The organism is Agreia sp. Leaf210, assembly GCF_001421485.1.
GTDB lineage: Bacteria > Actinomycetota > Actinomycetes > Actinomycetales > Microbacteriaceae > Agreia.
Map to the genome: position 1 here is coordinate 136,786 of NZ_LMKK01000001.1, position 25,975 is coordinate 162,760.

Below are 25,975 nucleotides of genomic sequence, written 5' to 3' on the forward strand. Positions count from 1 at the left end.
CCTTAGGGGCTGACATTCAGGCACCTCACCACCGACACGGTGCCGCCCATAACAAAGGACTCCCCGCCGTGACCGACTCCGTGCCCTCCTCCATTCCCGCGAAGCCCGTGCTCGAGGGGCTCGAGAGCAAGTGGGGAGAGACCTGGGAAAACCAGGGCACGTACCTCTTCGACCGCGACGCGGCGACCCGCGAGGGCGTCTACTCCATCGACACTCCCCCGCCGACGGCATCCGGTTCGCTGCACATCGGGCACGTCTTCTCGTACACGCACACCGACGTGATCGCGCGGTTCCAGCGCATGCGCGGCAAGAGCGTCTTCTACCCCATCGGGTGGGACGACAACGGCCTTCCCACCGAACGGCGCGTGCAGAACTACTACGGCGTGCGCTGCGACCCATCGCTGCCCTACGAGGCCGACTTCACACCTCCCTTCGAGGGCGGCGACAACAAGAGCTCGAAGGCCGCAGATCAGAAGCCCGTCTCGCGTCGCAACTTCATCGAGCTCTGCGAACGACTCACCGTCGAAGACGAGAAGCAGTTCGAGGCGCTGTGGCGCGAACTCGGCCTGTCCGTCGACTGGACCCAGACGTACCGCACGATCGGCGACGAGTCGCTCCGAGCGAGCCAGCTGGCCTTCCTCGGCAACGTCGAGCGCGGCGAGGCGTATCAGGCCATGGCTCCGACCCTGTGGGACGTGACGTTCCGCACGGCCGTCGCCCAGGCCGAGCTCGAAGACAAGGAGCAGCCGGGCGCCTATCACCGGCTCGCGTTCCACGGCCCCGCCGGCGACATCTTCATCGAGACGACCCGCCCCGAACTGCTTCCCGCCTGCGTGGCTCTCGTCGCGCATCCGGACGACCCCCGGTACGCCGATCTCGTCGGCACGACCGTTCGCTCGCCCCTCTTCGACGTCGAGATCCCCGTGGTCGCCCATCACCTCGCGCAGCAGGACAAGGGTTCGGGCATCGCCATGATCTGCACGTTCGGCGACCTCACCGACGTGATCTGGTGGCGCGACCTCGACCTGCCCATCCGCGCCGTGATCGGCTTCGACGGCCGTCTCATCTCGGATGCACCGCTGGCGATCACGTCCGAGGGCGGCAGGGCCGCGTACGCCCAGCTCGCCGGCAAGACGGTCTTCTCTGCCAAGCAGACGATCGTCGAGCTGCTCCGCGAGTCCGGAGAGATGATCGGCGACCCGAAGCCCATCACGCACCCCGTGAAGTTCTTCGAGAAGGGCGACAAGCCTCTCGAGATCGTGTCGACCCGCCAGTGGTACATCACCAATGGCGCCCGCAACGAAGAGCTGCGCTCTCGTCTGCTCGAACTCGGCAATGAGATCTCGTGGCACCCGGAGTTCATGAAGGTGCGCTTCGACAACTGGGTCGGAGGCCTCACCGGAGACTGGCTGATCTCGCGCCAGCGCTTCTTCGGCGTGCCCCTGCCCGTCTGGTACCCCCTCGACGCCGACGGCAACCCGGTGTTCGACCAGCCCATCTTCCCCGACGCGTCGTCGCTGCCCGTCGACCCGTCGTCGGATGCGGCCCCCGGCTACGACGAGAGCCAGCGCGGCGTCGCCGGCGGGTTCCAGGGCGAAGTCGACGTGATGGACACCTGGGCGACCTCGTCGCTCACCCCGCAGCTCGCGGGCGGGCGGAAGCGCGACGAAGACCTCTTCGAGCGCGTCTACCCCTTCGACCTGCGACCCCAGGGCCAGGACATCATCCGCACCTGGCTGTTCTCGACCCTGCTGCGCGCCACCCTCGAAGACAACGAGAAGCCGTGGAAGCACGCTGCGGTGTCGGGGTTCATCGTCGACCCCGACCGCAAGAAGATGTCGAAGTCGAAGGGCAACGTCGTCACGCCCGCCGATGTGCTGAAGCAGCACGGCTCCGACGCCGTGCGGTATTGGGCGGCGTCGAGTCGCCTCGGCACCGATGCGGCTTTCGACCCGCAGAACCCGACCCAGATCAAGATCGGCCGCCGACTGGCCATCAAGATCCTGAACGCGGCGAAGTTCGTCTACGGCTTCGAGCTGCCCGCCGGCGAGCACGCCGTGACGCACCCCATCGACCTGTCGATGCTCACCTCGCTCGACGCCGTCATCACCACGGCCACGGATGCGTTTGCGAACTACGACCACGCCCGGGCGCTCGAGACCACCGAGTCGTTCTTCTGGACGTTCTGCGACGACTACCTCGAGCTGGTCAAGGAGCGCGCCTACAGCGAGGCCACCGAACCCGCGGCCCGCGCATCGGCGGTCTTGGCGCTGCGCGCCGCCACCGACGTGATGCTCCGTCTCTTCGCGCCCTTCCTGCCATTCGCCACCGAGGAGGTCTGGTCGTGGACGCATGACGGCTCCGTGCACGTCGCACCCTGGCCCACCACCACGCGAGATGCCCCCGGCGTGCCGGCCGATGGCATCCCCTCGAACGAGACCCTGCTGCAGTTGGCAGGCCAGGCTCTGATCGGCATCCGCCGGGCCAAGACCGACGCGAAGGCCTCGCAGAAGACGCCGGTCGCATCCGCCGTGATCGCCGCACCCGCCGAGACCATCCAGATCCTCGAGACGGCGGCCGACGATCTGCGCGCCGTGGGAAAGATAGAGAATCTTACCTTCCGCGCGGGCACTGAGCTTGTCGTCGAGGACATCGTCTTCGCGCCCGATAGTCTCGCCTGAGACAGCGTTGTCGCACACCCTAGGAGCAACAGTGGCATTCACCATCAGACCCGTCGTAGACCGTGATTTCTTCGCCTGGCACGAGTTGTTCGAGGGGTATTGCGACTTCTACGAGACTCCCCTGAACGACGAGAAGGCTGTGCGTGCCTGGTCGTGGTTCACGTCGGAGCGGCGCCTCGCTGAGGCCATGATCGCCGTCGACGACGAGACCGGCCAGCTGCTCGGACTCGCCCACTTCCGCGAGTTCGTCGACACCCTCGCGGGCGGCACGGGCCTCTACCTCGACGACCTCTATGTGCGACCGGATGCGCGGGGGCAAGGAATCGGTCAGGCTCTGATCGAGCGACTGCGCGAGATCGGCGTCGAGCGCCGCGCCTTTGTCGTGCGCTGGATCACGGCAGAGAACAACGAGGACGCCCGACGACTGTACGACCGGATCGCGCAGAAGACCGAGTGGGTCACGTACGATCTGAAGGCGTGACCGAACCGAGAGAGGGAGGCTCGACGCACGTGAAGAAGACCATTCTGATCACCCTCGCGGCAGCCTTCACCGCGCTCGCGCTGTCCGCGTGCGCCACGGGAGAGGCTGAGGGAGGCTCCACCGGAGGCGGATCGCCCTCGGCGACACCGACATCGTCGAGCGACCTCCAGGGCGGCACGCAGCCCACCACAAAGCTTCCCGTCGTGGCCTTCCCCGACTCCGAGGAGCTCGCCTCCTGGTGCCCGCTCGACGTCGAGGCGGTGCACCTTCACCAGCTGGAGGCGACCGTCTCGAGCGCAGTCATCTGCTCGACTTCGATGGGCGCGGACGGCGTGATGACCACCACGGTCAGCACCGTGAGCGGCGGACTCGACCAGCTTCTCGCCGCGTACGCTGTGCCGAACGCTCCGGTCGATCCGTCGGTCGTGTGCACGCTGCAGATCGAGGACCCACTGCTCGTCTGGCTGACCTACCCGGGTGAGCGCAGCTACCCGGTGTACGCCCCGGTCAGCCCGTGCGGCTTCCCCACCGACGAGGCGAAGGCGGCCTTCTCCGCTCTCGAGCTCACCGCCGTCGCGTCGTTCACCGAGACGTCGACCGGCGTGACCACCACCGACATCGGCCTCGGCGCACTAGCTGCCGCGGCGAAGGAGACCACATGATTCAGCTCGGAACCCGTTGGGCCGTCGGCGACGAGACCCCGTCACGCCTGCCCCAGGTCGTCACCGACGCCGTCGAGGAGGTCGAAGCGGCCCTCGCGGAGGCGGGCACCGACACCTCGGGATGGAATTGGACGCTCACCTGGCTCGAAGGCAAACCTGTGTGCGAACTCGATGACGGAACGCTGGTCGAATACGACCCCGACACAGACGAGGCGATCATCACGCCCTACGAAGACGAGGACTGATCCTGTTCGCCCAGTCCCCCACGTCTCCGTTTCATCTGCACAGAGTTCGAGTCGGTCGGATCCTCGATCTGTCACCCAGCTTTCGGCGATTCACCCTCAGCGGCGATCGGCTCGACTCCTTCGCCGACAACGGCTTCGATCAGCGCATCAAACTGATCCTGCCGATCGAGGAACACGGGCTCAGCACCATGCCCATGACCGACGACTGGTACGCCCGGTGGCGCGATCTGCCCCACGATCATCGCAATCCCATCCGCACCTACACCGTGCGCGGGGTGCGCGCAGAACTGCGCGAGATCGACGTCGACGTGGTGGTGCATCCCATCGATGGCCCCGCTTCGATCTGGGCCGAGACGGCCTCGGTCGGCGACGAGCTCATCGTGCTCGGGCCGAACGCTCACCATGACGGCGTGCAGGGCGGCGTCGATTTTCTTCCGCCGCCCCACGCCGAGCGCATTCTGCTCGCGGGCGACGAGACGGCATTGCCTGCCATCGCAGCGATTCTCGAGCGCCTTCCCGCGACGGCCTCTGGGCACGCCATCGTCGAGGTGCCGCACTCCGACGACGCCGCCTGCATGGCGTCGCATCCCGGCTTCACCGTCGAGGTGCTCGCGCGACACGATCGGGCGCGGGGCGACCTTCTCGTGCCTGCGGTGCAGGCCGTGGCTCCCGATCTGCTGCGCTCTGTGCGCGCGGCATCGACCGTGACTGCGGAACTGAGCGACGTCGATGTCGATGTCGACATGCTGTGGGAGGTGCCCTCGGACGATCACGGTGGACCCGCGCGGCAGTCTGCCCCTCTCTACGCCTGGCTCGCGGGCGAGGCGGGAGTGATCAAGACTCTGCGTCGGCACCTCGTGAGCGAACTCGGCATCGACCGTAAGAGCGTCGCGTTTATGGGGTACTGGCGCCTCGGTCGGGCTGAGGGCTGACCCGCGACCTGCCGACCGTGGTCACGATCATCACGACCGCGCCTACGAGCAGGCCCCAGAAGGCCGAGCCGATGCCGACGATCGATACACCCGATGCCGTGACGAGGAAGGTCGCGATGGCGGGGATGCGACGGTCGACGACTTCGAGCGCGCTCACGACGCTCGTGACGAGGGCGCCGAGCAGCGCGAGACCCGCGACCGCCGTGATCAGGATGGGCGGCGCGGCCGAGATGAGCGTCGTCGCGACTCCGGCTGCGAGGCCGAAGAGCACATAGAGCACCCCAGCCGTAACGGACGCCGGCCAGCGCTTGCGTGGATCGGGATGCGCGTCGGGGCCGGCCATGATGGCCGCGGTGATCGCGGCGAGGTTGATGGCGTGCCCGCCGAAGAGCGCGCCGAGCATCGAGCCCGCGCCCGACGCGACGAGAGCCGGTCGCGGCGGAACCGCGTAACCGAAGGTCGACATCACCGCGAATCCGGGCACGTTCTGGCCCGCCATGGTGACGATGAACAGAGGCAGACCGAGGCTCACGATGACCGCGGGGTCGAACGACGGAACAACGAACTGCAGCGTCGGGGCGAGTCCGGCCCCCTCGAGGAGAGAGCTGCCCGATGTGACGGCGATGCCGATGGCCGCTACGAGCATGGCGGCTGGCACTGCCCACCGCGGCGCGAGCCTGTACAGCACGAGCCACGTGATGATCACGGGCAGGGCCAGCCAGGGAAGCTGCACCGCCGCGGTGATCGGAGCGAGACAGATCGGAAAGAGGATGCCGGCGAGCATGGCACTCGCGATCGGACGCGGGATGCTGGTGATGGCACGCCCGAGAGCGGGCCAGAGACCGCACAGCACGATCAGTGCACCGCAGACCAGAAAAGCGCCCACGGCGGCGCCGAAGTCGTCGGTCACAGCAGCCGCAGCAACCAAGAGTGCGGCCCCCGGTGTGGACCACGCGAACGAGATGGGCATTCTGAACCGCCATGCCAACACGATGCAGCACAGTCCGCTCAAGACGCAGACGGCGAGCAGGCCAGACGAAGCCTGCGCCTCGCTCGCCCCTACCGCACGAAGACCGGCGACAACGAGCACGAACGAGCTTGCGAAGCCCGTGATCGCCGAAACGATACCAGCCGAGACGGGCTGGATCAGCCCAACGGCGTCGGCGTCGTTACGCCGACTTTTCGGCACGAACAGGCTTGCGCGGAACGATCGTCGGTGCGGCGTTGTTGTTCACGGATTCGCGGGTGACGACGACACGCGCCACCTCGTCGGTGGAAGGCACCTCGAACATGATCGGTCCGAGTACCTCTTCCATGATGGAGCGGAGCCCACGTGCACCGGTCTTGCGCAGAACCGCCAGGTCGGCGATGGCCTCGAGAGCTTCGCGGTCGAACTCGAGCTCGACGCCGTCGAGTTCGAACATGCGCTGATACTGCTTGACGATGGCGTTGCGCGGCTCGGTGAGGATCTGCATCAGCGCGGTCTGATCGAGCGGCGTCACCGTGGTGACCACGGGCAGACGACCGATGAACTCGGGAATCAGACCGAACTTGTGCAGGTCTTCGGGCAGAACGTCGGAGAAGAAGTTGACGTCTTCGCGCTTGGAGTGCAGCGGCGCGTTGAAGCCGATGCCCCGCTTGCCTGCCCGCTCGGCGATGATCTCCTCGAGCCCCGCGAACGCACCGGCCACGATGAAGAGCACGTTCGTGGTGTCGATCTGGATGAACTCCTGGTGCGGGTGCTTGCGCCCGCCCTGCGGCGGAACAGACGCCACGGTGCCCTCGAGGATCTTGAGCAGCGCCTGCTGAACCCCCTCGCCGGAGACATCGCGGGTGATCGACGGGTTCTCTGCCTTGCGGGCGATCTTGTCGACCTCGTCGATGTAGATGATGCCCGTCTCGGCACGCTTGACGTCGTAGTCGGCCGCCTGGATGAGCTTCAGCAGGATGTTCTCGACGTCTTCGCCGACGTAGCCCGCCTCGGTGAGCGCTGTCGCATCGGCCACCGCGAACGGCACGTTGAGCCGCTTCGCCAGCGTCTGCGCCAGGTAGGTCTTGCCGCAGCCGGTCGGGCCGATGAGGAGGATGTTGCTCTTGGCCAGTTCGATCTGGTCGCCCTGCGTCTCTGCAGGGCCGATGGTGGTGCGCGCCTTGGTGCGCTTGTAGTGGTTGTAGACGGCGACGGAGAGCGCCTTCTTCGCGGCCTCCTGGCCGATCACATATTCTTCGAGGAAGTTGAAGATCTCTTTGGGCTTCGGCAGCTCGAACTCGCCGGTCGCTTCGTCGCCCGCCTCAGACAGGCGCTCCTCGATGATCTCGTTGCACAGCTCGACGCACTCGTCGCAGATGTAGACCCCGGGGCCGGCGATGAGTTGCTGCACCTGCTTCTGGCTCTTTCCGCAGAACGAACACTTGAGCAGGTCGGCGCTTTCTCCGATGCGAGCCATGCCAGCCTCCTGTCGATGACGATTGATTCGAGCCTAACCCGTGCCACCGACATCCGGGGCGGACCATGATCGAGAGTCGCGTTAGTCGTAACAAAAAGGCCCCTCGACGGGCTCAACGAACGAATCGATCATCGAGCCCGGCGAGGGGCCTCATGGGGAAAAGAACTACTTGACGAGCGCAGGCAGGTTCTTGCGCGAGGTCAGGACCTGGTCGATCAGTCCGTACTCGAGGGCGTCGGCCGCACTCATGATGTTGTCGCGGTCGATGTCCTTGTTGACCTGCTCCGCGGTCTTGCCGGAGTGGTGCGCCAGGGTCTCCTCGAGCCAGGTGCGCATGCGCAGGATCTCGGCGGCCTGGATCTCGATGTCGGAGGCCTGGCCACCGCCCTCTCCGCCACCCGCGGACGGCTGGTGGATGAGGATCCGAGCGTTCGGCAGGGCGAGGCGCTTGCCGGGCGAGCCCGCAGCGAGCAGCACGGCCGCCGCCGAGGCAGCCTGGCCGAGGCATACGGTTTGGATCTGCGGGCGGATGTACTGCATCGTGTCGTAGATCGCCGTCATCGCGGTGAACGATCCACCGGGAGAGTTGATGTACATCTCGATGTCGCGGTCCGGGTCCTGGCTCTCGAGAACGAGGAGCTGAGCCATGATGTCATCGGCGGACGCGTCGTCGACCTGCACTCCGAGGAAGATGATGCGGTCTTCGAAGAGCTTCGCGTACGGGTCCTGGCGCTTGTAGCCATAGGCCGTGCGCTCTTCGAACGTGGGCAGGATGTAGCGGTTGGACGGCGAGGTGCCGTTTCCGTAGGGCGAGCTGTAAGCGGCGCCGAAAGCGGGAGTATTCATTCTTCTTCTCTGTTCGTCTGGTCTCGGCGGAACTTAGTTGGACTCGCTGGGCACGGCGTCGGCCTCTTCGGTGCCGCCGCCGCCGGCGACGTCGGACGCGAACTCGCGGACGTGGTCGACGAAGCCGTACTCGAGGGCCTCCTGCGCGGTGAACCAGTTGTCACGGTCGCCGTCTTTGATGACCTGCTCGATGGTCTTGCCGGTCTGCTCGCTGGTGAGCTCCGCCATGCGGCGCTTCATGTCGAGGATCAGCTTGGCCTGGGTCTGGATGTCGGCGCTCGTGCCGCCGAAGCCACCGGAGGGCTGGTGCAGCAGCACGCGGGCGTTGGGCGTGATGTAGCGCTTGCCCTTCGTTCCCGACGAGAGCAGGAACTGGCCCATCGAGGCCGCCATGCCGATTCCGACGGTGACGATGTCGTTCGAGACGAACTTCATCGTGTCGTAGATGGCCATTCCCGCGGTGATCGATCCGCCGGGAGAGTTGATGTAGAGGTAGATGTCGCGATCGGGATCTTCGGCTGCGAGCAGAAGAATCTTGGCGCAGATCTCGTTCGCATTGTCGTCACGGACAGCACTGCCCAACCAGATGATGCGGTCCTTGAGTAGTCGGTCAAAAACACTGGATACCAGAGCCGGTTCGGCCATGTGATTGCTCCTCTATTACTTGCGTGATCTCGAATCTACTGGAGGATGCCTCGGCAGAAGCCGCTGTTCGCCGTAGGCAAAGAATGGCGGTGAAGCCGTCTTACGATAAAGCCATGGCCACCCCGCTCGACGTCCCCGTCGCATCCACCACCCTTCTCTCGCCGCGCGACCTGGAGAAGCTCGCCGCGCTCCGCGGCATGAAGCGCCTGGCCACCGGACTTCTGGTGATCATGGCGGTGATCTTCGTCGTGGCATTCGCGCTGCAGGAGAAGTACGAGTGGCTGCAGTACGTGCGCGCCGCGGCCGAGGGCGGCATGGTGGGCGCCATCGCCGACTGGTTCGCGGTCACCGCATTGTTCCGGCATCCTCTCGGACTGCGCATTCCTCACACGGCGATCATTCCGACCGAGAAAGACCGTATCGGCGTGACGCTCGGAGAATTCGTCGAGACGAACTTTCTGTCGCGCGAGGTCATCACGACGAAATTGCGCTCGCTCGGGGTCTCGCGCGCCGTCGGAACCTGGCTCATCGATCCGGCCCACGCAGAGAGGCTCACCTTGGAGGCGGCCAACGCGGCACGCGGATTCCTCTCCCTCGCCGACGACGACACGATGCGCGAGGTCATCGAGGAGATCGGGCGTCGGCAGCTGATCGATCCGGCTTGGGGACCTCCCCTCGGACGCATGACCTCGACCTTCGTCGACGGCGGGCATCAGGGCCAGGTCGTCGATCTGCTCGTCGAGCGTCTGCACGAGTGGCTCGAACGCAATCCGGATGCGTTCGGTCAGGCCGTGAGCGAGCGCCTGCCCAGCTGGATGCCGTCGTTCGTCGATCGCGTCGTCGACGACCGCGCCCACCGGGAGGCCCTGAAGTTCATCTCGGCTGTGCGCAACGACCCGAACCACCAGTTGCGCGTCGCGATCGACGAGTATCTGCGCAAGCTCAGCGACGACCTGCAGCACGACGAGGCCACGATGACCAAGGTCGAAGAGCTCAAGGGTCAGGTGTTCGACAGCCCGCAGGTGCGCGATCTGGCCGGCCAGGCGTGGAACGCCGCCCGCACCGCACTGCTGTCGTCGCTCGAGAACGCCGACAGCGAGTTGCGCACCCGCCTCACCCAGGCGGTCGCTCAGTTCGGCCACGCGCTCCTCGAAGACGCCGTGCTCGGGGAGAAGGTCGACCGTTGGGTGGAGGACGCGGCGGGCTACCTCGTCGAGACCTATCGACACGACCTCGCAGCGATCATCTCCGACACCGTGCGCGGCTGGAACGCCGAGGACACGGGACGCAAGATCGAGGTCGAGGTGGGACGCGACCTGCAGTTCATCCGCATCAACGGCACCGTCGTCGGCTCGCTCGCAGGGCTGGCCATCTTCACCGTCGCCCACGCCATCTTCGGCAGCTGACCCGCCCGCGCGGTCTCCGCCACTTCGACTCGGCGCGAAAGCACCCACCCACCGGACTATGCGCGCATCTGCACCGACTCGATGACAGTCGTGGTGCGTATGCGTCTAGTGGATGCCGGCGCGAGGAATCAGGGACGCCAGCCGGCGTCGCGCAGGGCAGCTTCGACGCGGGCCACAGCGGCCATCGGGTCGCCGAAGAGTTGACCTTTGCGAACACGGATGGGCGTCCACTTGTTGCGAATGAAACCCTCGATCCGGAGCATGTCCCTGTTGTACTGAACGGAGTCGGTGCGATGCTGCTCGCCGTCGTACTCCGCGATCACACGAAAGTCCCGAAATAGGCTGTCTCCTCGTCCGAGGAATGTACCTGATTCGCTGAAGATGTCGACGTTCAGTTCCAGCTCGGGCAAGCCCGCACGCATCATGTGGAGGCGGAGGATCGTCTCCGGCCGCGATTCCGCGCCCTGCCTGATGTCGAGAACTGCGCGCCGGGCCGCCCGCGCGTGCCGGCCAGAGTAGCTCTGAACACGGTCGATCAGCTGCTCGATCGTCGCGTAGGGCCGGGTCTCGCCAGGCTGCGGCTTTTTCGGGACCAAGATGAGGTGGTCTGCCGCGGCCACGAGGTCGTCGTGCGACAGTACTCCGGCGAGGTGGCACCAGGTGGAGGCGGCGTCCGAGACACGGAATCCATATCTCCTCTCGACTCGGATGCGCGTGTCGGAGAACTCGCGCCCTCTTACGCCGCGCGCTCGACTCGCCCGATTCGGCGACATCCGGCCCACGTGCACGCCCTCTGCCCGTGTGAACTCATCGGGCAACGGTATACGCCACATCCGAGCTGCCGTCAGGCCGCAGAAGAATTCGTCCGCGCGCATGCGCACGAGATAGGCGAGGCACAGACCATAGAGTCCGTGGATGCCACCCCGCCGGACTCGAACGCCATGGAACGGTCGCTCGAGATCTCGTCCCCTCATTCGCTGACGGCCGATCCCCGCATGCCGTCCCTCCGCAACAGAGAACGACCGCCGCGTCAGATGGGGTGGAAGAGCGACACGACGAGGCATCCCGACATGTTGCCCCGTCTTCGCCGCTGTTTGTGCGTCTCTCCACAGGCAACACGATCCGTCGAGTCGGCCGAGAAGCACCGAAACCCTGCGTCATGCACGCCTTTGCGCCGACTCGATAGGCACGAGCGCGTCGAGTCGGCGGAAAAGCACCGACCGAGCGCGGTGTGAGTGCTTTCGCGCCGAGTGGATGCGACGGGGCTGGGGAGGAGGAGTGGACCGACGCTCAGGTGGCGGCCCAGAGGGCGCGGTAGTACCGGATGCGCTCCTCGTCGCGCGCGATCCCGTAGGCGTCGAGCAGTTCCGACTCCAGACGCTCTCCCCCGGCGAAGTTCCATTCCAGGCTCCACGTCGCGATGGCCAGGTCGGCCCAGCGATCGGCGACTCCCAACGACCCCAGGTCGACGTGGCCGACGAAAGCGCCGTCATCGGCGAGAAGTGTGTTCGGCGCGCACGCGTCGCTGTGGCAGACGACGAGCCTGTCGATGGATGGCGGGATCTCGAGCGACTCGGCCACCGTAAGGCCCTCCGATCGCGCGCGGCCGATTCGCCGGGATACCGACCAGGAATAGGGACAGGCGTCAACGGGCAGTGCGTCGTGCAGACGGCGGAGTCCGGCGCCGATGCCGCGAGCCGCCACGCGCGCCGTAGCGGCGTCCGACCCGAACCGCGCATCGACCGCACTGTGGCCCGGCAGGCCGGCCGTCAGCATCCACGAACCGCCGTCGCCCGAACCCGCCTCGATCACGCGAGGAACCACGATGAACGCGCTCGCCCAAGCGAGCCGCTCGGCCTCGCCTTCGAGCGACGACTCGCCTTCGGGCATCCACTTGATGAAGCGGGCCCGCACGCCCTCGCCGAGTCTGAACGTCAGTCCGCCACGAGTGTTACGCCACACCGGAACCGGCGTATCGCCGGCGGCGTGCAACGACACGATCGACGGTACCTCGACCGGTCCGTCGGGCACCGCGGCGATCTCCATTCCCTCAGTGTCGCTTAACGACGAGGGGCCCGGCATGCGCGTGCATGCCGGGCCCCTCGAGTGAAGCGACTAGTGGGAGTGACCCTCGTGGTCGTCGTGGTCGTGACCCTCGTGCTCGTCGACGGCATCCTCGGGCTCCGAGACGACCGCGGCGAACTCCTTGAGGTCGACGGTCTTGCCGTCGGTGTCGACGACCTTGGCCTTGCCGAGCAGGATCGCGAGCGCCTTGTTGCGGGCGACCTCGCCGACCATGGCGGGGATCTGGCCGCTCTGGTCGAGTGCCTGAACGAACTCGTTGGGCTCCATGCCGTACTGAGCGGCGCTCTGCACGAGGTACTGCGTCAGCTCGTCCTGGCCGACCTTGACCTGCTCCTTCTCAGCGACAGCGTCGAGGAGGATCTGGGTGCGGAACGTGCTCTCGCTCGAGGCGGTGACCTCGGCGCGGTGCTCGTCGTCTTCGAGGCGGTTCTCGCCCTCGAGGTGACGGTGCACCTCGTCTTCGATGAGCGCGGGCGGCACGGCGACGTCGACCTTCTCGAGCAGCGTCTCGACCAGCTTGGTGCGGGCGGCGGATGCCTGGCCGAACGCCTTCTGCTTCGCGACGGTGTTCTTGAGGTCGGCCTTCAGCTCGTCGAGCGTGTCGAACTCGCTGGCGATCTGAGCGAAGTCGTCGTCGGCCTCGGGAAGCTCGCGCTCCTTGACGGCGAGCAGCGAGACCGACACGAGTGCGTCGGAACCGGCGTGGTCTCCGCCGAGCAGCGGCGCCTCGAAGGTGGTGGACTCGCCCGCGGAGAGGGAGTCGAGCGCCTCGTCGATGCCTTCGAGCAGTTCGCCCGATCCGACCTCGTAGGAGATGCCCGTGGCCTTGTCGACCTCGGCGCCATCGATCGTGGCGACCAGGTCGAGCTGGGCGAAGTCGCCCGTCTTGGCCGGACGGTCGACGGTCACCAGCGTGCCGAAGCGGCTGCGCAGGTTCTCGAGCTCGGTCGCGATGTCCTCGTCGGACACCTCGACGGTGTCGACTGTGACCTCGAGGTCGTTGTACTCGGGGAGGGTGATCTCGGGGCGCACATCGACCTCGATGGCGAGCTCGAGGTCTCCGGAGAAGTCCTTGTTGCTGGGCCACTCGACGATGTCTGCGCTCGGCTTGCCGAGGGGGCGAAGCTCGTTCTCGGTGATGGCCTGGCGGTAGAAGCCGTCGAGTCCGTCGTTGACGGCGTGCTCGAGCACGGCCTCCTTGCCGACGCGCTGGTCGATGAGGGGCGGCGGAACCTTGCCCTTGCGGAAGCCGGGGATATTGATCGACTCGGCGATGTGGCCGTATGCGTGATCAATGCTGGGCTTCAGCTCGTCGGGGGTGACCGAGATGGCGATCTTCACGCGTGTCGGGCTGAGCTGTTCGACCGTGGTCTTCACGTTTGGCTTCTCCTGAGGGTTAGTACTGTGCTGCACCGTTTGGCTGGATCAAAGTGGTACTGGGGGAACTCGCGCTGTGGTCGGGGCGACAGGATTCGAACCTGCGACCTCCCGCCCCCAAAACGGGCGCTCTAGCCAAGCTGAGCTACGCCCCGGTTCTCGTCACAAGTCCCGTGAGGCCAGTCACCGGGTGACGCACAGGGCGTCTGGCACGAGGGTAGTGCCGGGCGAATTGGCCTCGGCAAGTCTACTGCACAGTCTGGAGGCCCGCTGAGCAATTTCCCGGCGCCGGTTACGCGGACGGGGAAACTGTGTACTACGATGTTCCAGTGCCGCTTGCGGCGCACACCTCCCCATTCGGGGCTGTAGCTTAGTGGTAAAGCCTCTGTCTTCCAAACAGATGATGCGAGTTCGATTCTCGTCAGCCCCTCGTTGTCAAGAAAGGCCTCCGAGACACTCGGGGGCCTTTTTTCATCCCCAGTTCGACCTCACCCGCTGCAGACGATGTGTGATCTCTGACACGCTGTGCAGATGACAGACCCCGCGCCTGCCTCCGTTCCGTCGCCGGAGGCCGCCTGGCCTTCGACACCTCTCGCTTTCTCTGACATGGGCCTCTGCCCGCGCTGTTTCGCGGTGCTGGGCAGCAGCCGTTGCCATGCCTGCGGTCTCGAACTGAACGTGCCGCTGGCCGCAGAACTCATCGCGGCGTCGAACACGATCGTCGGCGCCGAACGCCGTCGCCGCGATCTGATCGATCGCATGTGGAACGAGCAACTCGCCGCCCAGGCGGACGAGCAGGTCGCGCAGGTCGCGCAGATCGCGTCGACCCTCGAGCTCCCTCAGCCGGCGGCCCCACCCACGTCCGCAGACCACATGCCGGATGCCGCGAGCGCGGCCGCCGCGACTGTTCCCTCTCCTCCGTTACCGCACCCCGCGCCCGCGGTCGGCCTCACCGAGCGTGGACCCCGCCGATCCGGGGTGCAGGTCTTCCTGCTGGTGACGGGCATCGTGCTCCTCTCCGTCTTCGCACTGTTCTTCGTGACCGTCGCCTACCTGTTCGCCACCGTCGAGGTGCGCGTCGTCGTCACCGCTCTCGCCGGAGTCGTCGTGTTCGGCGTCGCCTGGCTGCTCAGGCGGCGCCGCCTGCCCGCCACGGCCGAGGGCGTCGGTGTGACAGGGGCGGTGATCCTGATCGGTGTACTCGTGTTCGTGCGGGGTGCAGAACTCTTCGGTTCCTCTTCGGTCGCCCCCGCACTGTTCTGCGGCGTGGGCCTGCTCGCTCTCGCCGCCCTGCTCGAACTCCTTCATCGGGTCTCGGGGCTCCGCTTCGCGCGCTTCGGCAGCGTGGTACTCGCCCCGGCCGGTCTCGCCCTCGTCGTGATCGGCGCGCTCCACCCTGTCGACTCCGGCCTGGCGTGGTGGGCGGGCCTTGTGGTGGCAGGTGCGTCCGCGCTTCTTCTTCCGCAGATCGGTGATCGGTCGACCGAGGCGGCCGTCCTCCGATGGGTCGCCGTCGCATCGATGACGGCGGCACTCATCCCCGCCGCTGTGCTTCTGCCCGAGCTCCCGGGCTCGTCGGCCCTGGCGTGCTCCGTGTCGGCGATCGCCTGGGGCGCGGTCGTCGTGCGGCTGCGTGCGGAGTCCGGCGCGCGACCCTGGAGCAGGGCGGCATCGGTGCTGCTCGGGTTGTCTGTGACGCTTGCCCCGACGATGGCCATATTCAGAGACGCGTCGACCGAGTGGAACCTCTGGGCTCCGGGAACGGCCGCCGGCGTCATCGCCGTCACCTTCGTGGTTCGTGCGCGCACCTCCACGACCGAGCTCTCGACGCGGACCTGCCGCGACGCGCTGATCCCCGCGCTTGTCGTCGCCGCGATCGGCCTGCTCCCGGGCGTCGGACTTGCGGCGATTCACATTCTCAGCTCGCTCGTTCCACGACATCTTCTCTGGCAGGCGACCCCCGGCGACACCGCCGGTTACCTTCCCGAGACCGGAGCGTGGGCCGCCGTTCTCGCCCCGGCCGCCGCAGCGATCCTCGGAGCCGCGGCCATCCGCTTCGTACGGCTGCCGAGGGTCGTCGGTGCGGTCGCGGGCGGATTGGCGGCTCTGGCGATGATCGCCGCGGCCAGCCATTCAGACTCGGTGATGGTGGCTCTCCTCGCCTACGCGTCTGTCGCCGTCGTCGCACTCTCGCTTCTTCTCGCCACGAGGGGCCGGCGCGTGCCTGCGGCGCGTGTTCCCGCGGCGATCGCGTTGGGTGTCGCCACGTTCGCGGTCGCGATTCTCTCGCATGCGAGCTCGCCCCTGTGGCTGCCGGGCATCCTCGCCACCGCGGCCCTGATCGTCGCATCGCGGCTCGTCGTCGCACCCGGCACTCGCGCCGGCTCGCTCGTGCGGACTCTCCTCACCGCCGTGGCCGTGGGCCTCGGGTTCGTCGAGGCGACACTGCTGGTGCCCTGGATCACGGGCTGGCGCCTCTCGGCCTCGCTGAGCGGTTCCCCCTTTCCTCCTCCGAGCGATTTCGCCGCCCTTCCCGGTGCGGCCGCTGCGCTCCTTCTGTTCGTGGCTCCGCTGGTTCTGCGAACCCGCGTCGAGCGCGTTCCGAGCGGAATCTCTGGTCTCCGCGCCGCGGCGATCGTCGCCCTGCCCGCAGCGGCCATCAGCTCGCTCGTCCTCTTCGCGTCGGGAGCCGGTTCCGCCGCCGAGCACGTCGTGCGGGTCGCTGTTCTGCTCGTCCTCACGGTCGCCGCCGTGACCTGGCAACTGCGCGGCCCCGTGGCGAACACGGTCGAACGCGTCGTGCTGGCCGTCATGGCGCCCCTCGCGCTGGCGGCAACCCTCGCCGCCGTGATCGACGCTGCCACCACCTCGTCCACGGCCCTGATCGTCGACCTCGCGGCACCGACCGCGGCGCTCCTGTCGGCCTCTCTCGGCGCGATGTTGTTCGCACGGGCCGCATCCGGCATGCACCGCGCCGCGCGCATCGCGTGGGAGTGCGCAACCGCCCTCATCGTCGTCGTCTCCATCGCCCGAAGCGCGATCGATCCCGGAGAAAGCACGTGGCTGACTCTGCTCCTGCTCGCGGCGACGCCGCTCATCGTCGCGTTCACCGACGGCAACCCGTTCACGAGTCTGTCGCCGCGACGCTTCGGCGGCACCCTCACGTGCATCCTCGCCGTTGCGGCACTCTGGCAGTTCCTGGCCTTCCGAGGCATCGTCGACGTCGAACCGTACACGCTGCCCGTCGCCGGCTTGCTGTTGTGTCTCACCGCTGCCATCGCCGTGTTCGGCCCGTTGACGGCGCATGTGGCCACCGTCCGGTCGACCCTCCTCGCCGCGGCTCTCGTCATCGCACTCGCGCCCTCCGCGCTGGTCTCGATCGCAGACGAACACGCCGCCCGCGCCATTGTGGTGCTCGTGATCGCCGGCGCGGTGACGACGGTGGCGCTCATCGCACCCCGGGTCGTGCGCGGCGTCCTCGTGCGCGACAGCACGCTGTATTCGGGCATCGCTGTGCTGATTTCTGTGGGCCTCGGCCGCACCGTGCGCGACGCCGTCGGCGCCTCAGACGCAGCGCTCTTCCCCGAGATCTGGACGCTCCCCGCCGTGCTCGCTCTGATCGTGACGTCGGTCGTGTGGACGAGACGTCGAGCCCTGCCCTTCCCCGTCGCTCAACTCGGGGTGCCCTCGGCCGTCACCCTCGCCGGTGTCAGCGCTGTCGTATGCCTGGTCGCGTTTCCCGAGACGAATGCGTCGACGCGCCTCATCGTCGTGAGCATGACTTTCGTCGGTGTGGTGGTCGCCGCCGCCGTGCGCCATTCGGTGCCTCTCGACCGTGTGTCCAGGCTCACGGCCCTCAGCCTTCTGGTCGTCGTCGGAGTCACCGGCCTCGCGACCGGCGCGGCGCATCCATTCGAACTGGCGACGGCTCCCGTCGCCGTGGCGCTGATCGCGTCGGGCCTTATCAGACTGAACCGCGACGCGGCCGCTCGCACGTGGCCGCACCTCGGACCGGGGCTCGGCCTGCTGCTCGTTCCGTCACTCCTCGCCGACGTCGGAAGCACGGATCTCTGGCGCGTCATCGCACTCGGCGTTCTCGCGGTGGCGATCGTCGTCGTCGGCATCGCGCTGCGCTGGCAGGCTCCGCTGATCGTCGGCGGGGTGGTGCTGCTCGTGCACGCGATCGCCCAGTCCTGGCCGTGGATCCAGGGACTCTACTCGGCCGTGCCGTGGTGGATCTGGCTGGGAATCGGCGGCGCACTCCTCGTCGCGCTGGCGGCCCGATACGAGCATCGGGTGCGCAACCTCAGATCGTTCGTCGGTACGGTGTCCTCACTGCGTTGACGCGCGGGCCAGGCCGGTGGTGTCAGGACGCTCTCAACCACGCGAGCACGGCCAGAACGCGACGATGATCGGTGCCGGAGTCGTCGAGGCCCAGCTTCGAGAAGATGCTCGAGACGTGCTTCTCGACGGCCCCGGTTCCCACGACGAGCTGGGCGGCGATGCCCGCATTCGTTCGGCCCTCGGCCATCAGAGCGATCACGTCGCGCTCCCGTGCTGTGAGGGTCGACAGCGGGTCGCGACGCCGACTGAGCAGATGCCGCACGACCTGCTCGTCGAGCACCGTGCCGCCGTCGGCGATGCGGGCCACGGCATCCTGCAGTTCGTCGAGCGACACCAGCCGATCTTTCAGCAGGTACCCGATGCCGCTCTCGCCGGCCGCCAGGAGCTCGACCGCGTAGGTCTCCTCGACGTATTGACTCAGCAGCAGGATGCCGATCTCCGGATGCCGTCTGCGCAGATCGAGCGCCGCACGCACACCCTCGTCGCGATAGGTCGGCGGCATCCGAACATCGAGAATGGCCACGTCGGGGCGCACCGCCGCGATGTCGGCCAGCAGCGACTCGGCGTCGCCATAGGCGGCCAGCGTCTCGAACCCTGCCTCTGCGAAGAGCCGCACGAGACCCTCGCGCAGCAGGAGGGAGTCCTCAGCGAGAACGAGACGGATGGTGCGCTTCTCGTCTCGATCACTCACGTCTTCAGGATAGGGGGATGCGAGTCGCGATCATCGTCGGTCCGCCCTCGGGTGAGGTGATCGTGAGTTCTCCGCGCAACCCGCTCACCCTCTCGGCGAGTCCCGCCAGTCCGTGGCCCGCGGTCTCCGCCGCCTTTCCGACGCCGTCGTCGAAGACGGTCAGCTCGAGCACGCGCTCACCGGCATCCGATTCGCGGACCGATGCCGACACTGTGGCCATCGTCGCCGCGGCGTGCTTCGCGACGTTCGCCAGAAGCTCGGCAGCGATGAAGTAGACGCTGCGCTCCACCTCGGGCGCGATCTCCGTTTCGCCCAACGACAGCCGGATGCTCGTGGGCACGGTGCTGCGCACGGCGAGCGACTCGAGGGCGGCAGCCAGGCCGCGATCCTGCAGCAGGGGCGGTGCGAAGCCTCGAGACAACTCGCGGAGTTCCTCGAGCGTGTCTCGCGACTGCTCCCTGGCTCCTTCGAGCAGGGCTCTGGCGGTGGCAGGATCGGAGTCGAGGGCGCGCTCGGCGCTGGCCAGGTCGAATTGGAGGCGCACGAGTCGCTGCTGCGGTCCGTCGTGGATGTCTCGCTCGAGGCGGCGCAGACTGTGGTCCTCGGCCGAGACGGCCGCATCGCGAGACGCGCCCAGGGCGGCGACCTCGCGTTTGAGGTCGTCAGAGGCGAATCGACCGAGCATGCCGCGGGCGATTCCGTGGTGGATTCTGACGAGGCCTCGGGTCACGAACGGCAGCGTCGCAAGCATCGCGAGACCGAGTATGAGGTAGAGGATCGTCTCGTTGCGCTGAAGAACATCGGGGTCGTTTCCGAGTTGCGTGCCGGGCACGACGAATTCGATGACGACCTTGTTGATCCAGAGGTTGCCTGCTTCGTGCGGGGGCAGGAATCGTGACCAGATGCCGAAGCTCACACCGCCGAGGCCGGTCACGAGCCAGGTGATCGCCACGCACCACGTCGCGACTCCCACCGCGAAGTTCACGACTCCTCCGTGCAGGAGGTACAGCCAGTAGTGCCCGTCGCCCAGGTACCGCTTGAGCCAGCCCAGGATGCCGGGGCGGCGCGGGAGGTTCCACGTGGGCCGCGCGATGGGTGGCATCCCCGCAGCTTCGAGACGAACGAGCTCGACCGCGCCGAACCAGCGAGCCGTCACCATGGCGGCGGCCAGCACGAAGAATCCTCCGACCAGAACGACGGTCGACGCACCCAGAGAGAAGAGGGTCACGAGGGCGATGAACGCGATCGTCACCACGGGAAGCGTGGCGAGGAGGAATCCGAGTTCGCGGGGCACCCTCGCCCACCGTCGACGGAGGCGATTCTGCACCGGTGCTGCGCCGTCCGAGTGGATCATCGTGTCAAGCGTGGCAGAGTCCAGCTGGTGTGTCATGTCGAGCGTCTGTGTTGTCATGCCTCAACCCTGACCGTCACACCGCCTCGTCGACATACGACGAGCATCCGATATCGGCCGGGGGTTAACCCCCGGTCAGGGCTGGGTTAGCCCAGCCTCAGCTTGCTTGCGGAACAAACTGTGCTGAGTACGGTTAGACGAGTCAGACACGATAGGAGTCACACAATGACCAACACCACCGTCACCGTTCCCACCAGCTCGACGAGCCCCGACGTCGCTGCCGCTACGGCCCAGTTCCTCGCCCCGATCGTCGTCGACCTCCAGGCCCTCGCCATCAACGGCAAGCAGGCGCACTGGCACGTGCGCGGCGCCAACTTCATCGGCGTTCACGAGCTGCTCGACAACGTCGTGAGCCACGCCCAGGACTGGGCCGACCTCGCCGCCGAGCGCGTCGTCGCCCTCGGTCTTCCGCTCGACGCTCGTATCGAGACCGTCGCCGCCAAGACTGTCATCCCCACCATGGAGCCCGGTTTTCAGCGCTCGGAGTACATGATCGCCGCGATGGTCGCACAGATCGACGCCACGCTGGTGGGCATCCGCAAGGCCATCACCGAGCTCAACGACATCGACCTCACCAGCCAGGACGTCGTTCTCGAGATCGCCCGCGGCCTCGAGAAGTCGCGCTGGTTCCTCGCGGCGCACATCGCCGAGTAATCACAGCTCGAACGACGGCCCTCCGGTGGATCCACCGGAGGGCCGTCGTGGTTAACCCGGCGTCCACCCCACGGCCACCGACCGGATGCCTCCGGCGGCTAGCGTCAGGCCCTATGACGCAGCTCGTGAGCCACTACGCACTCCCGCCCGATCTCGACGACGTCTCGGGCTACACGGTGTTCGATGAGGACGACGACGATCCCGTACTCATCTCGCGAGACGGCACCCGCGTCGATACCTGGCGCGAGGGGTATCCCTATGCCGAGCGCATGGATAGGAACGAGTACGAGCTCTCGAAACGACTGCTGCAGATCGAGTTGCTCAAGCTCCAGAACTGGATCAAGAAATCCAACCGTCGCCTCGTCGTGGTCTTCGAGGGCCGCGACGCCGCCGGCAAGGGCGGAACGATCAAGCGATTCACCGAGCATCTGAACCCGCGCGGCGCCCGAACGGTCGCCCTCGAGAAGCCGTCTGAGCGAGAGAGCGGGCAGTGGTACTTCCAGCGCTACGTGCAGCACCTTCCCGCCTCGGGCGAGATCGTGCTCTTCGATCGCTCCTGGTACAACCGCGCCGGTGTCGAGCGCGTAATGGGGTTCTGCACTCCCGCCCAGTACGACGAGTTCATGCGCCAGACGCCGAGGTTCGAGGAGATGCTCGTCGGCGATGGCATCGACCTGGTCAAGTTCTGGTTCTCGGTCTCGGCAGACGAACAGCGCACGCGCTTCGCAATTCGTCAGGTCGACCCCGTACGGCAGTGGAAGCTGTCGCCCATGGATATCGCGTCGCTCGACAAGTGGGGCGACTACACGGCGGCGAAAGAGGCCATGTTCGCCCACACCGACACGTCGAACGCGCCCTGGACGGTCGTGAAGAGCAACGACAAGAAGCGTGCTCGACTCGAGGCCATGCGCCACGTGCTGAGCCTGTTCGACTACGACAACAAAGACCATGAGATCGTCGGGCAGCCCGATGAGAACATCGTCGGCTCGGCCGCTCGAATCTACGAGCGCGGGGAGAACGCCACGATCGTCACGTAGCCTTGTCGGGTGGAAAAAGATCTACTCGCTCTGTCGCAGCTCCGGCAGGAGGCCCGCGATGTGCTCGATGCCGGCATCGAAGCCCGCTGCCGCGAGGGCGAGGATCCGTGGGACTTCCTTCCCGAGCTGCCCACGGTCGATCAGTGCGTGGTCATCGGTCTGCGCACCGCTCACGTTGAGGCTCGCCTTCCCGGTGAGCCGCACCAGTCGAACTTCGAGATCCTGCGCGGCATCGCGTTCGATTATCCCGAGCTGCGCCGCGCCGCCTGGTCACTGGTGACCCGCCGCTGATCTCAGCACTGGCGGTTTCTGCACTGCTCCCTCGTACGTCGTAGGCGCTTCCCCGACACGCTGGTCGAGTAGCGGTCGCGAGGAACGAGCGCCCCGGGCCGAGGCCATTTTCCGCGCCGACCACTCCTCCACAGGGCGCGCCTTTCGGAAGTCATCCACAGTGAAATGCGCTGATCAAGCATTGAATGCGCGAATCGACTCAGTGTCGGTGGGTGCTGTTTGACTTCTCGTATGTCACTTATCACCCCGCTCCTGGAGCCCGACCCGTACGTGGTCGCGCTCGAGGAGGTCGCCGCCCTCGACAGGCAGATAGCCCGACTGTCTGCCGATAGGGCCAGACGCGTCACCGACGCGAAAAATCACCTGCACAGCCAGGCGCCATCCGATACTTCGACGGGCGGTCCCGTGTGGTCGACGGCTCGGGTCGAACGGGTCGAGCTCGTCACGGAACTGGCGCAGCTCACTCGCCGAACGGAGTACCGGGCCGCGACGCTCGTCGACACCAGTACCGCGCTGGTCGACCTGCTGCCCGCAACGCTGGCCGCAGTCACTGCGGGCGCGTTGTCGTGGGAGCACGCCGAGGTCATCGCGAAACACGTCGACGGCCTCGAGGACGAGGCGCTGGTGTCGTACGACACCCGGCTCGCGGCACTGGCGACAGAGGTGAACCCGAAACAGCTCGACCGCAAAGCGAGAGCCCAGGTTGAACTGGCCCAACCGTCGACGGCGGTGGAGCGGGCAGAGAAAGCAGCGGCCACCCGGCGCATCTATGTCGACCCGGCAGCCGATGGCATGGCCTATCTGACGCTGTTCGCACCCGCACCGGAGATCCACGCGATCGCCGATCGGGCGGCACGCCTCGCTGCTGGGCTCAGGGCAGACAGTGACCCGCGCAGCATGGGACACCTGAAACTCGATGTCCTCACCGACCTCATGCTCAACGGTGAGACCTCGATTCCGGGCGCTACCCGGGGCGTCCGGGGCAGGGTTCATGTGATGGTTCCCGCGATGACCATCCTCGGCATCGGAGAGGAGGCTGCGATCCTTCGGGGCTACGGACCGATCGACCCGGCGACCGCGGCGCAGTTGACGGCGAAGGCGACCTCATGGAGGCGCATCCTCACCGACCCCGTCACCGGACGCATCCTCACGACCGATCCCCGCGACTACCGGCCGACAGCACGCATGATCGACCATGCGCGGTTGGTGCACCCGACGTGTGTGTTCCCGGGGTGCACTGTTCCGTCGGAACGGGCCGACATCGATCACACCGAAGATCATGCTTTGGGTGGTCACACGACTCCGGAGAACCTGGCACCGCTGAGTCAGGGCCATCACACGGTGAAGCACCACACCAGGTGGCAGATCACACAGAACGGAGACGACACCCTCACCGCCACCTCGCCCGCGGGCTACCGCTACGTGATTCAGCCGGAGGGCAGGATGAGACCCGCACCACGAGCGCTCATCGACGCCACAGCGACAAGAGCAGCCGCAACCGGCACGGTGGCCGGCTCAACAGAGCAGGAGCACGGCCTGGCCGACTGCCCCTTCTAAACGTCCCGGTCTTGTCGCGCGCCGATTCAGAGTGCGTTGTGCGTGAAGCGCCCTGCGAGCAGTGTCGCGGCCACGGGCATCCGACGCAGTTCTTCGGTACTGGCCGACAGAGGGTCGACCTCGAGAACGGCGATGTCGGCGGGGCCGCCCGGCTCGAGTGCGCGACGTCCGTCGGCGGAGGCGAACAGGGCCTCCTCCACCGAGATGGACTGCTCGGGGTGCCACGGTGCGCGCTCATCACCCGTGCGTGCAACGGCGGCCGCGATCGTGATCCAGGGGTCGAGCGGCGCGACGGGCGCGTCCGAACCCAGGGCGAGTTCGGCTCCGGACTCGAGCAGTGATGCGAGCGCGAACGCGCGGCCGGTGCGACCGGGCCAGTACTTGTCGGCGACGTCGCGGTCGTCCATGGCGTGTTCGGGTTGCACCCCGGCGACGACACCGAGGCGGGCGAAGCGTTCGACGTCGACCTCGGCGATGAGCTGAGCGTGCTCGATGCTCCCGCCCACGCCGAGTCGTTCGAACGCATCGAGAGCGAGCGTGTTGGCGTGATCGCCGATCGCGTGCACGGCGGGAACGAGGCCCGCCTGGCTGGCCTGGCGGAGCATCGGAACGAGCTCATCATAGGGAACGTTGAGCTGACCGCGGGAGTGGGCCAGTCCCTCCAATCCGGGGTACTCGTCGAAACAGTACGCGGTGCGGGTGTTGAGCGACCCGTCGGTGATCACCTTGAACGGCCCCACCTGCAGCAGACCATGCGTGCCCGCGATGAGAGCACCGGTGACGAGGCCCGCGTCGATGGCCCGGTCGAGGTGCTGCGGGTAGATTCCGAATCGAACACGCAGTTCGGTCGAGCCCGATCGAATGCGACGGGTCCAGTCCTCGACGTTCCACGACATCTCGAGATCGACGACACCGACGACACCTCGAGCCGCGGCGGCACGGGCCGCGTCGCGCACCCAACCATCCAGGGTGTCCGTCTCGACGTCGCCGAGGGTGCGGGTCACGGCGAAGCAGTCGTCTTCGCGCAGCAGCCCCGTGGGATGCTCGGCTTGGCCGTGCTGTGCGAGCGCGGCGGAATTCAACCAGCAGCAGTGCAGGTCGGCACTCACGAGGATGACGGGCCGCGCCCCGGTCACGGCATCGAGCAACCCGCGGTGCGGAGCGTCCGGCCAGAGTCCGTCGCGGAACCCGTAGCCGACCAACGGCCCGGCATCCGTGTCGCTCGCGATGTCCGCCGACTCGTCGTGCGACGCGCTCGCCCGTCGAAGCCGCTCTGCCACGATGCCCACGGCATCCGCCGCAGACGCCGCGGCCGAAAGATCGAGGCGGCGCGACACCAGCGCCCACTGGGTGGCGTGAACGTGCTTGTCCCACAGGCCCGGAATCAGGTAGCGACCATCGAGGTCGACGATCTGCGTCGCCGCATCGCGTGACGCGGCGAGAGAACCTCCGCCGGCCGTGGAGACCGACTCGATGCGCCCGTCGACGAGGCTCACCTCGGCCGTCCCTCCGCCGGGCAGCCGGGCTCCTGTCAACAGCACCGATTCGGTCATTTCTCTCCCCGTACGCGTCGCATCTCGGCCGCGAGCGCTTCGCTCGCATACGGCCCGTCACCCTCGAGCTCGGAGATGATTCGATCCACCGTCGCCTCCGGCTTGTTCTGACTCAGTTTGGTCTTCGCCTCGATGCGCGTCGGCACGAGACGGAATCCCACGGTGCCCGCGCTGATCGCGTCGGCGAAGGCGGAGTTCTCGGCTGTTCCACGCATGAGCCGAGGCTCGTCGACGTGCGTCTCGAAGTGCGCGACGAGTCGATCGAGTACGCGCAGATTCTCGTCGGCGTCGAGGATCTCGGGAACGCCCGACAGGTGTGCGGAAGTGAAGTTCCACGTGGGAACAGCCGGATCGGCGCCGTACCACGACGGCGAGATGTAACCGTGGGGGCCCTGCACGACGACCATCACCTCATGCTGACCGAGTTCGTGCACGCGCTCATCGGGTCGCCCGACGTGTCCGACGATGGCGAGCTCGTCACGGCTGTCATCGAGAAGCACGGCGTAGTGCGACGCGACGAGCCCCTTCGAGGTGTGGCTGACGAGCGTGATCCACGGGTTCAGCTCGATGAGCCGTCGCAACTCTGCCTCGTCGTCGAGGACGAATGCGGGTGTCTTTCTCATGTCACGC

At 66.9% G+C, this 25,975-nt stretch carries 22 protein-coding genes and 2 tRNA genes; 12 read left to right on the forward strand and 12 right to left on the reverse strand.

The window, feature by feature from the left end; genetic code table 11:
* Positions 1 to 68 precede the first annotated feature (68 nt).
* The 5 genes from valS to ASE64_RS00675 are packed head-to-tail and all read left to right on the forward strand — an operon-like array spanning position 69 to position 5,001.
* Positions 69 to 2,681, forward strand: a complete 2,613-nt coding sequence (valS, locus tag ASE64_RS00655; protein WP_055774516.1) for a valine--tRNA ligase — start codon at positions 69 to 71, stop codon at positions 2,679 to 2,681.
* Between the two features lie 31 nt (positions 2,682 to 2,712).
* Positions 2,713 to 3,162 carry a GNAT family N-acetyltransferase gene (locus ASE64_RS00660; protein ID WP_055774522.1) on the forward strand — a complete coding sequence of 150 codons (450 nt, stop codon included), beginning with the start codon at positions 2,713 to 2,715 and terminating at the stop codon, positions 3,160 to 3,162.
* On the forward strand, positions 3,159 to 3,824 hold the full coding sequence (locus ASE64_RS00665; protein ID WP_055774526.1) for a hypothetical protein: 666 nt from the start codon (positions 3,159 to 3,161) through the stop codon (positions 3,822 to 3,824). Before ASE64_RS00660 ends, ASE64_RS00665 begins: the two co-directional genes overlap by 4 nt.
* Entirely contained in the window at positions 3,821 to 4,069 is a 249-nt protein-coding gene (locus ASE64_RS00670; RefSeq protein WP_235480439.1) for a hypothetical protein, read from the forward strand. The genes ASE64_RS00665 and ASE64_RS00670 overlap by 4 nt, the downstream gene beginning before the upstream one ends.
* A 59-nt stretch (positions 4,070 to 4,128) precedes the next feature.
* On the forward strand, positions 4,129 to 5,001 hold the full coding sequence (locus ASE64_RS00675; RefSeq protein ID WP_326939007.1) for a siderophore-interacting protein: 873 nt from the start codon (positions 4,129 to 4,131) through the stop codon (positions 4,999 to 5,001).
* Here the strand turns inward: ASE64_RS00675 and ASE64_RS00680 are convergent.
* The 4 genes from ASE64_RS00680 to ASE64_RS00695 all read right to left on the reverse strand — a co-directional run bounded on the left by ASE64_RS00680 (position 4,964) and on the right by ASE64_RS00695 (position 8,939).
* On the reverse strand, positions 4,964 to 6,190 hold the full coding sequence (locus ASE64_RS00680) for a benzoate/H(+) symporter BenE family transporter (protein WP_055774531.1): 1,227 nt from the start codon (positions 6,188 to 6,190) through the stop codon (positions 4,964 to 4,966). The genes ASE64_RS00675 and ASE64_RS00680 overlap by 38 nt on opposite strands.
* A complete protein-coding gene (gene clpX, locus ASE64_RS00685; protein WP_055774534.1) occupies positions 6,171 to 7,448 on the reverse strand; it encodes an ATP-dependent Clp protease ATP-binding subunit ClpX in 1,278 nt (425 codons plus the stop codon). Before clpX ends, ASE64_RS00680 begins: the two co-directional genes overlap by 20 nt.
* A gap of 165 nt (positions 7,449 to 7,613) precedes the next feature.
* On the reverse strand, positions 7,614 to 8,294 hold the full coding sequence (locus ASE64_RS00690) for an ATP-dependent Clp protease proteolytic subunit (RefSeq protein WP_044442923.1): 681 nt from the start codon (positions 8,292 to 8,294) through the stop codon (positions 7,614 to 7,616).
* 33 nt (positions 8,295 to 8,327) lie between these two features.
* The gene (locus tag ASE64_RS00695; protein ID WP_055774536.1) at positions 8,328 to 8,939 is read right to left on the reverse strand and encodes an ATP-dependent Clp protease proteolytic subunit; all 612 of its coding nucleotides are present in this window, start codon (positions 8,937 to 8,939) and stop codon (positions 8,328 to 8,330) included.
* Between the two features lie 113 nt (positions 8,940 to 9,052).
* Here ASE64_RS00695 and ASE64_RS00700 point away from each other — a divergent pair, with 113 nt between their 5' ends.
* Positions 9,053 to 10,345: a DUF445 domain-containing protein gene (locus ASE64_RS00700; protein WP_082465817.1), complete on the forward strand. Its 1,293-nt coding sequence runs from the start codon at positions 9,053 to 9,055 to the stop codon at positions 10,343 to 10,345.
* 128 nt (positions 10,346 to 10,473) lie between these two features.
* On the opposite strand, the gene ASE64_RS00705 is transcribed toward ASE64_RS00700, so the two are convergent.
* From ASE64_RS00705 to ASE64_RS00720, 4 genes are all read right to left on the reverse strand, one after another.
* A complete protein-coding gene (locus ASE64_RS00705; protein WP_156351580.1) occupies positions 10,474 to 11,163 on the reverse strand; it encodes a hypothetical protein in 690 nt (229 codons plus the stop codon).
* A 472-nt stretch (positions 11,164 to 11,635) separates the two neighbouring features.
* Positions 11,636 to 12,391 (reverse strand): aminoglycoside 3'-phosphotransferase, encoded by a 756-nt coding sequence (locus tag ASE64_RS00710; RefSeq protein ID WP_055774545.1) that lies wholly within the window; start codon positions 12,389 to 12,391, stop codon positions 11,636 to 11,638.
* A gap of 69 nt (positions 12,392 to 12,460) precedes the next feature.
* Positions 12,461 to 13,807 (reverse strand): trigger factor, encoded by a 1,347-nt coding sequence (gene tig / locus ASE64_RS00715; RefSeq protein ID WP_055774549.1) that lies wholly within the window; start codon positions 13,805 to 13,807, stop codon positions 12,461 to 12,463.
* A 77-nt stretch (positions 13,808 to 13,884) separates the two neighbouring features.
* Positions 13,885 to 13,962: transfer RNA gene (locus ASE64_RS00720), tRNA-Pro, on the reverse strand.
* 204 nt (positions 13,963 to 14,166) lie between these two features.
* Between ASE64_RS00720 and ASE64_RS00725 the strand changes: the two genes are divergently transcribed.
* Positions 14,167 to 14,237: transfer RNA gene (locus ASE64_RS00725), tRNA-Gly, on the forward strand.
* Positions 14,238 to 14,338: 101 nt separating this feature from the next.
* The gene (locus ASE64_RS00730) at positions 14,339 to 18,151 is read left to right on the forward strand and encodes an SCO7613 C-terminal domain-containing membrane protein (protein WP_156351581.1); all 3,813 of its coding nucleotides are present in this window, start codon (positions 14,339 to 14,341) and stop codon (positions 18,149 to 18,151) included.
* Between the two features lie 22 nt (positions 18,152 to 18,173).
* On the opposite strand, the gene ASE64_RS00735 is transcribed toward ASE64_RS00730, so the two are convergent.
* Together ASE64_RS00735 and ASE64_RS00740 are read right to left on the reverse strand one after the other, a co-directional pair.
* Complete coding sequence (locus ASE64_RS00735; RefSeq protein WP_235480441.1) at positions 18,174 to 18,842, reverse strand: response regulator transcription factor; 669 nt, start codon at positions 18,840 to 18,842, stop codon at positions 18,174 to 18,176.
* Between the two features lie 4 nt (positions 18,843 to 18,846).
* Positions 18,847 to 20,253 carry a sensor histidine kinase gene (locus ASE64_RS00740; RefSeq protein WP_235480443.1) on the reverse strand — a complete coding sequence of 469 codons (1,407 nt, stop codon included), beginning with the start codon at positions 20,251 to 20,253 and terminating at the stop codon, positions 18,847 to 18,849.
* A gap of 165 nt (positions 20,254 to 20,418) precedes the next feature.
* Between ASE64_RS00740 and ASE64_RS00745 the strand changes: the two genes are divergently transcribed.
* From ASE64_RS00745 to ASE64_RS00760, 4 genes are all read left to right on the forward strand, one after another.
* The gene (locus tag ASE64_RS00745; RefSeq protein WP_055774554.1) at positions 20,419 to 20,907 is read left to right on the forward strand and encodes a Dps family protein; all 489 of its coding nucleotides are present in this window, start codon (positions 20,419 to 20,421) and stop codon (positions 20,905 to 20,907) included.
* 113 nt (positions 20,908 to 21,020) lie between these two features.
* Positions 21,021 to 21,944, forward strand: a complete 924-nt coding sequence (ppk2, locus tag ASE64_RS00750) for a polyphosphate kinase 2 (RefSeq protein WP_055774557.1) — start codon at positions 21,021 to 21,023, stop codon at positions 21,942 to 21,944.
* 9 nt (positions 21,945 to 21,953) lie between these two features.
* The gene (locus tag ASE64_RS00755; RefSeq protein WP_055774560.1) at positions 21,954 to 22,235 is read left to right on the forward strand and encodes a hypothetical protein; all 282 of its coding nucleotides are present in this window, start codon (positions 21,954 to 21,956) and stop codon (positions 22,233 to 22,235) included.
* 231 nt (positions 22,236 to 22,466) lie between these two features.
* Complete coding sequence (locus tag ASE64_RS00760; RefSeq protein ID WP_055774564.1) at positions 22,467 to 23,792, forward strand: HNH endonuclease signature motif containing protein; 1,326 nt, start codon at positions 22,467 to 22,469, stop codon at positions 23,790 to 23,792.
* Positions 23,793 to 23,818: 26 nt separating this feature from the next.
* On the opposite strand, the gene ASE64_RS00765 is transcribed toward ASE64_RS00760, so the two are convergent.
* The gene (locus ASE64_RS00765) at positions 23,819 to 25,345 is read right to left on the reverse strand and encodes an amidohydrolase (protein WP_055774567.1); all 1,527 of its coding nucleotides are present in this window, start codon (positions 25,343 to 25,345) and stop codon (positions 23,819 to 23,821) included.
* Entirely contained in the window at positions 25,342 to 25,968 is a 627-nt protein-coding gene (locus ASE64_RS00770) for an FMN-binding negative transcriptional regulator (RefSeq protein WP_055774570.1), read from the reverse strand. The genes ASE64_RS00765 and ASE64_RS00770 overlap by 4 nt, the downstream gene beginning before the upstream one ends.
* Positions 25,969 to 25,975 lie beyond the last annotated feature (7 nt).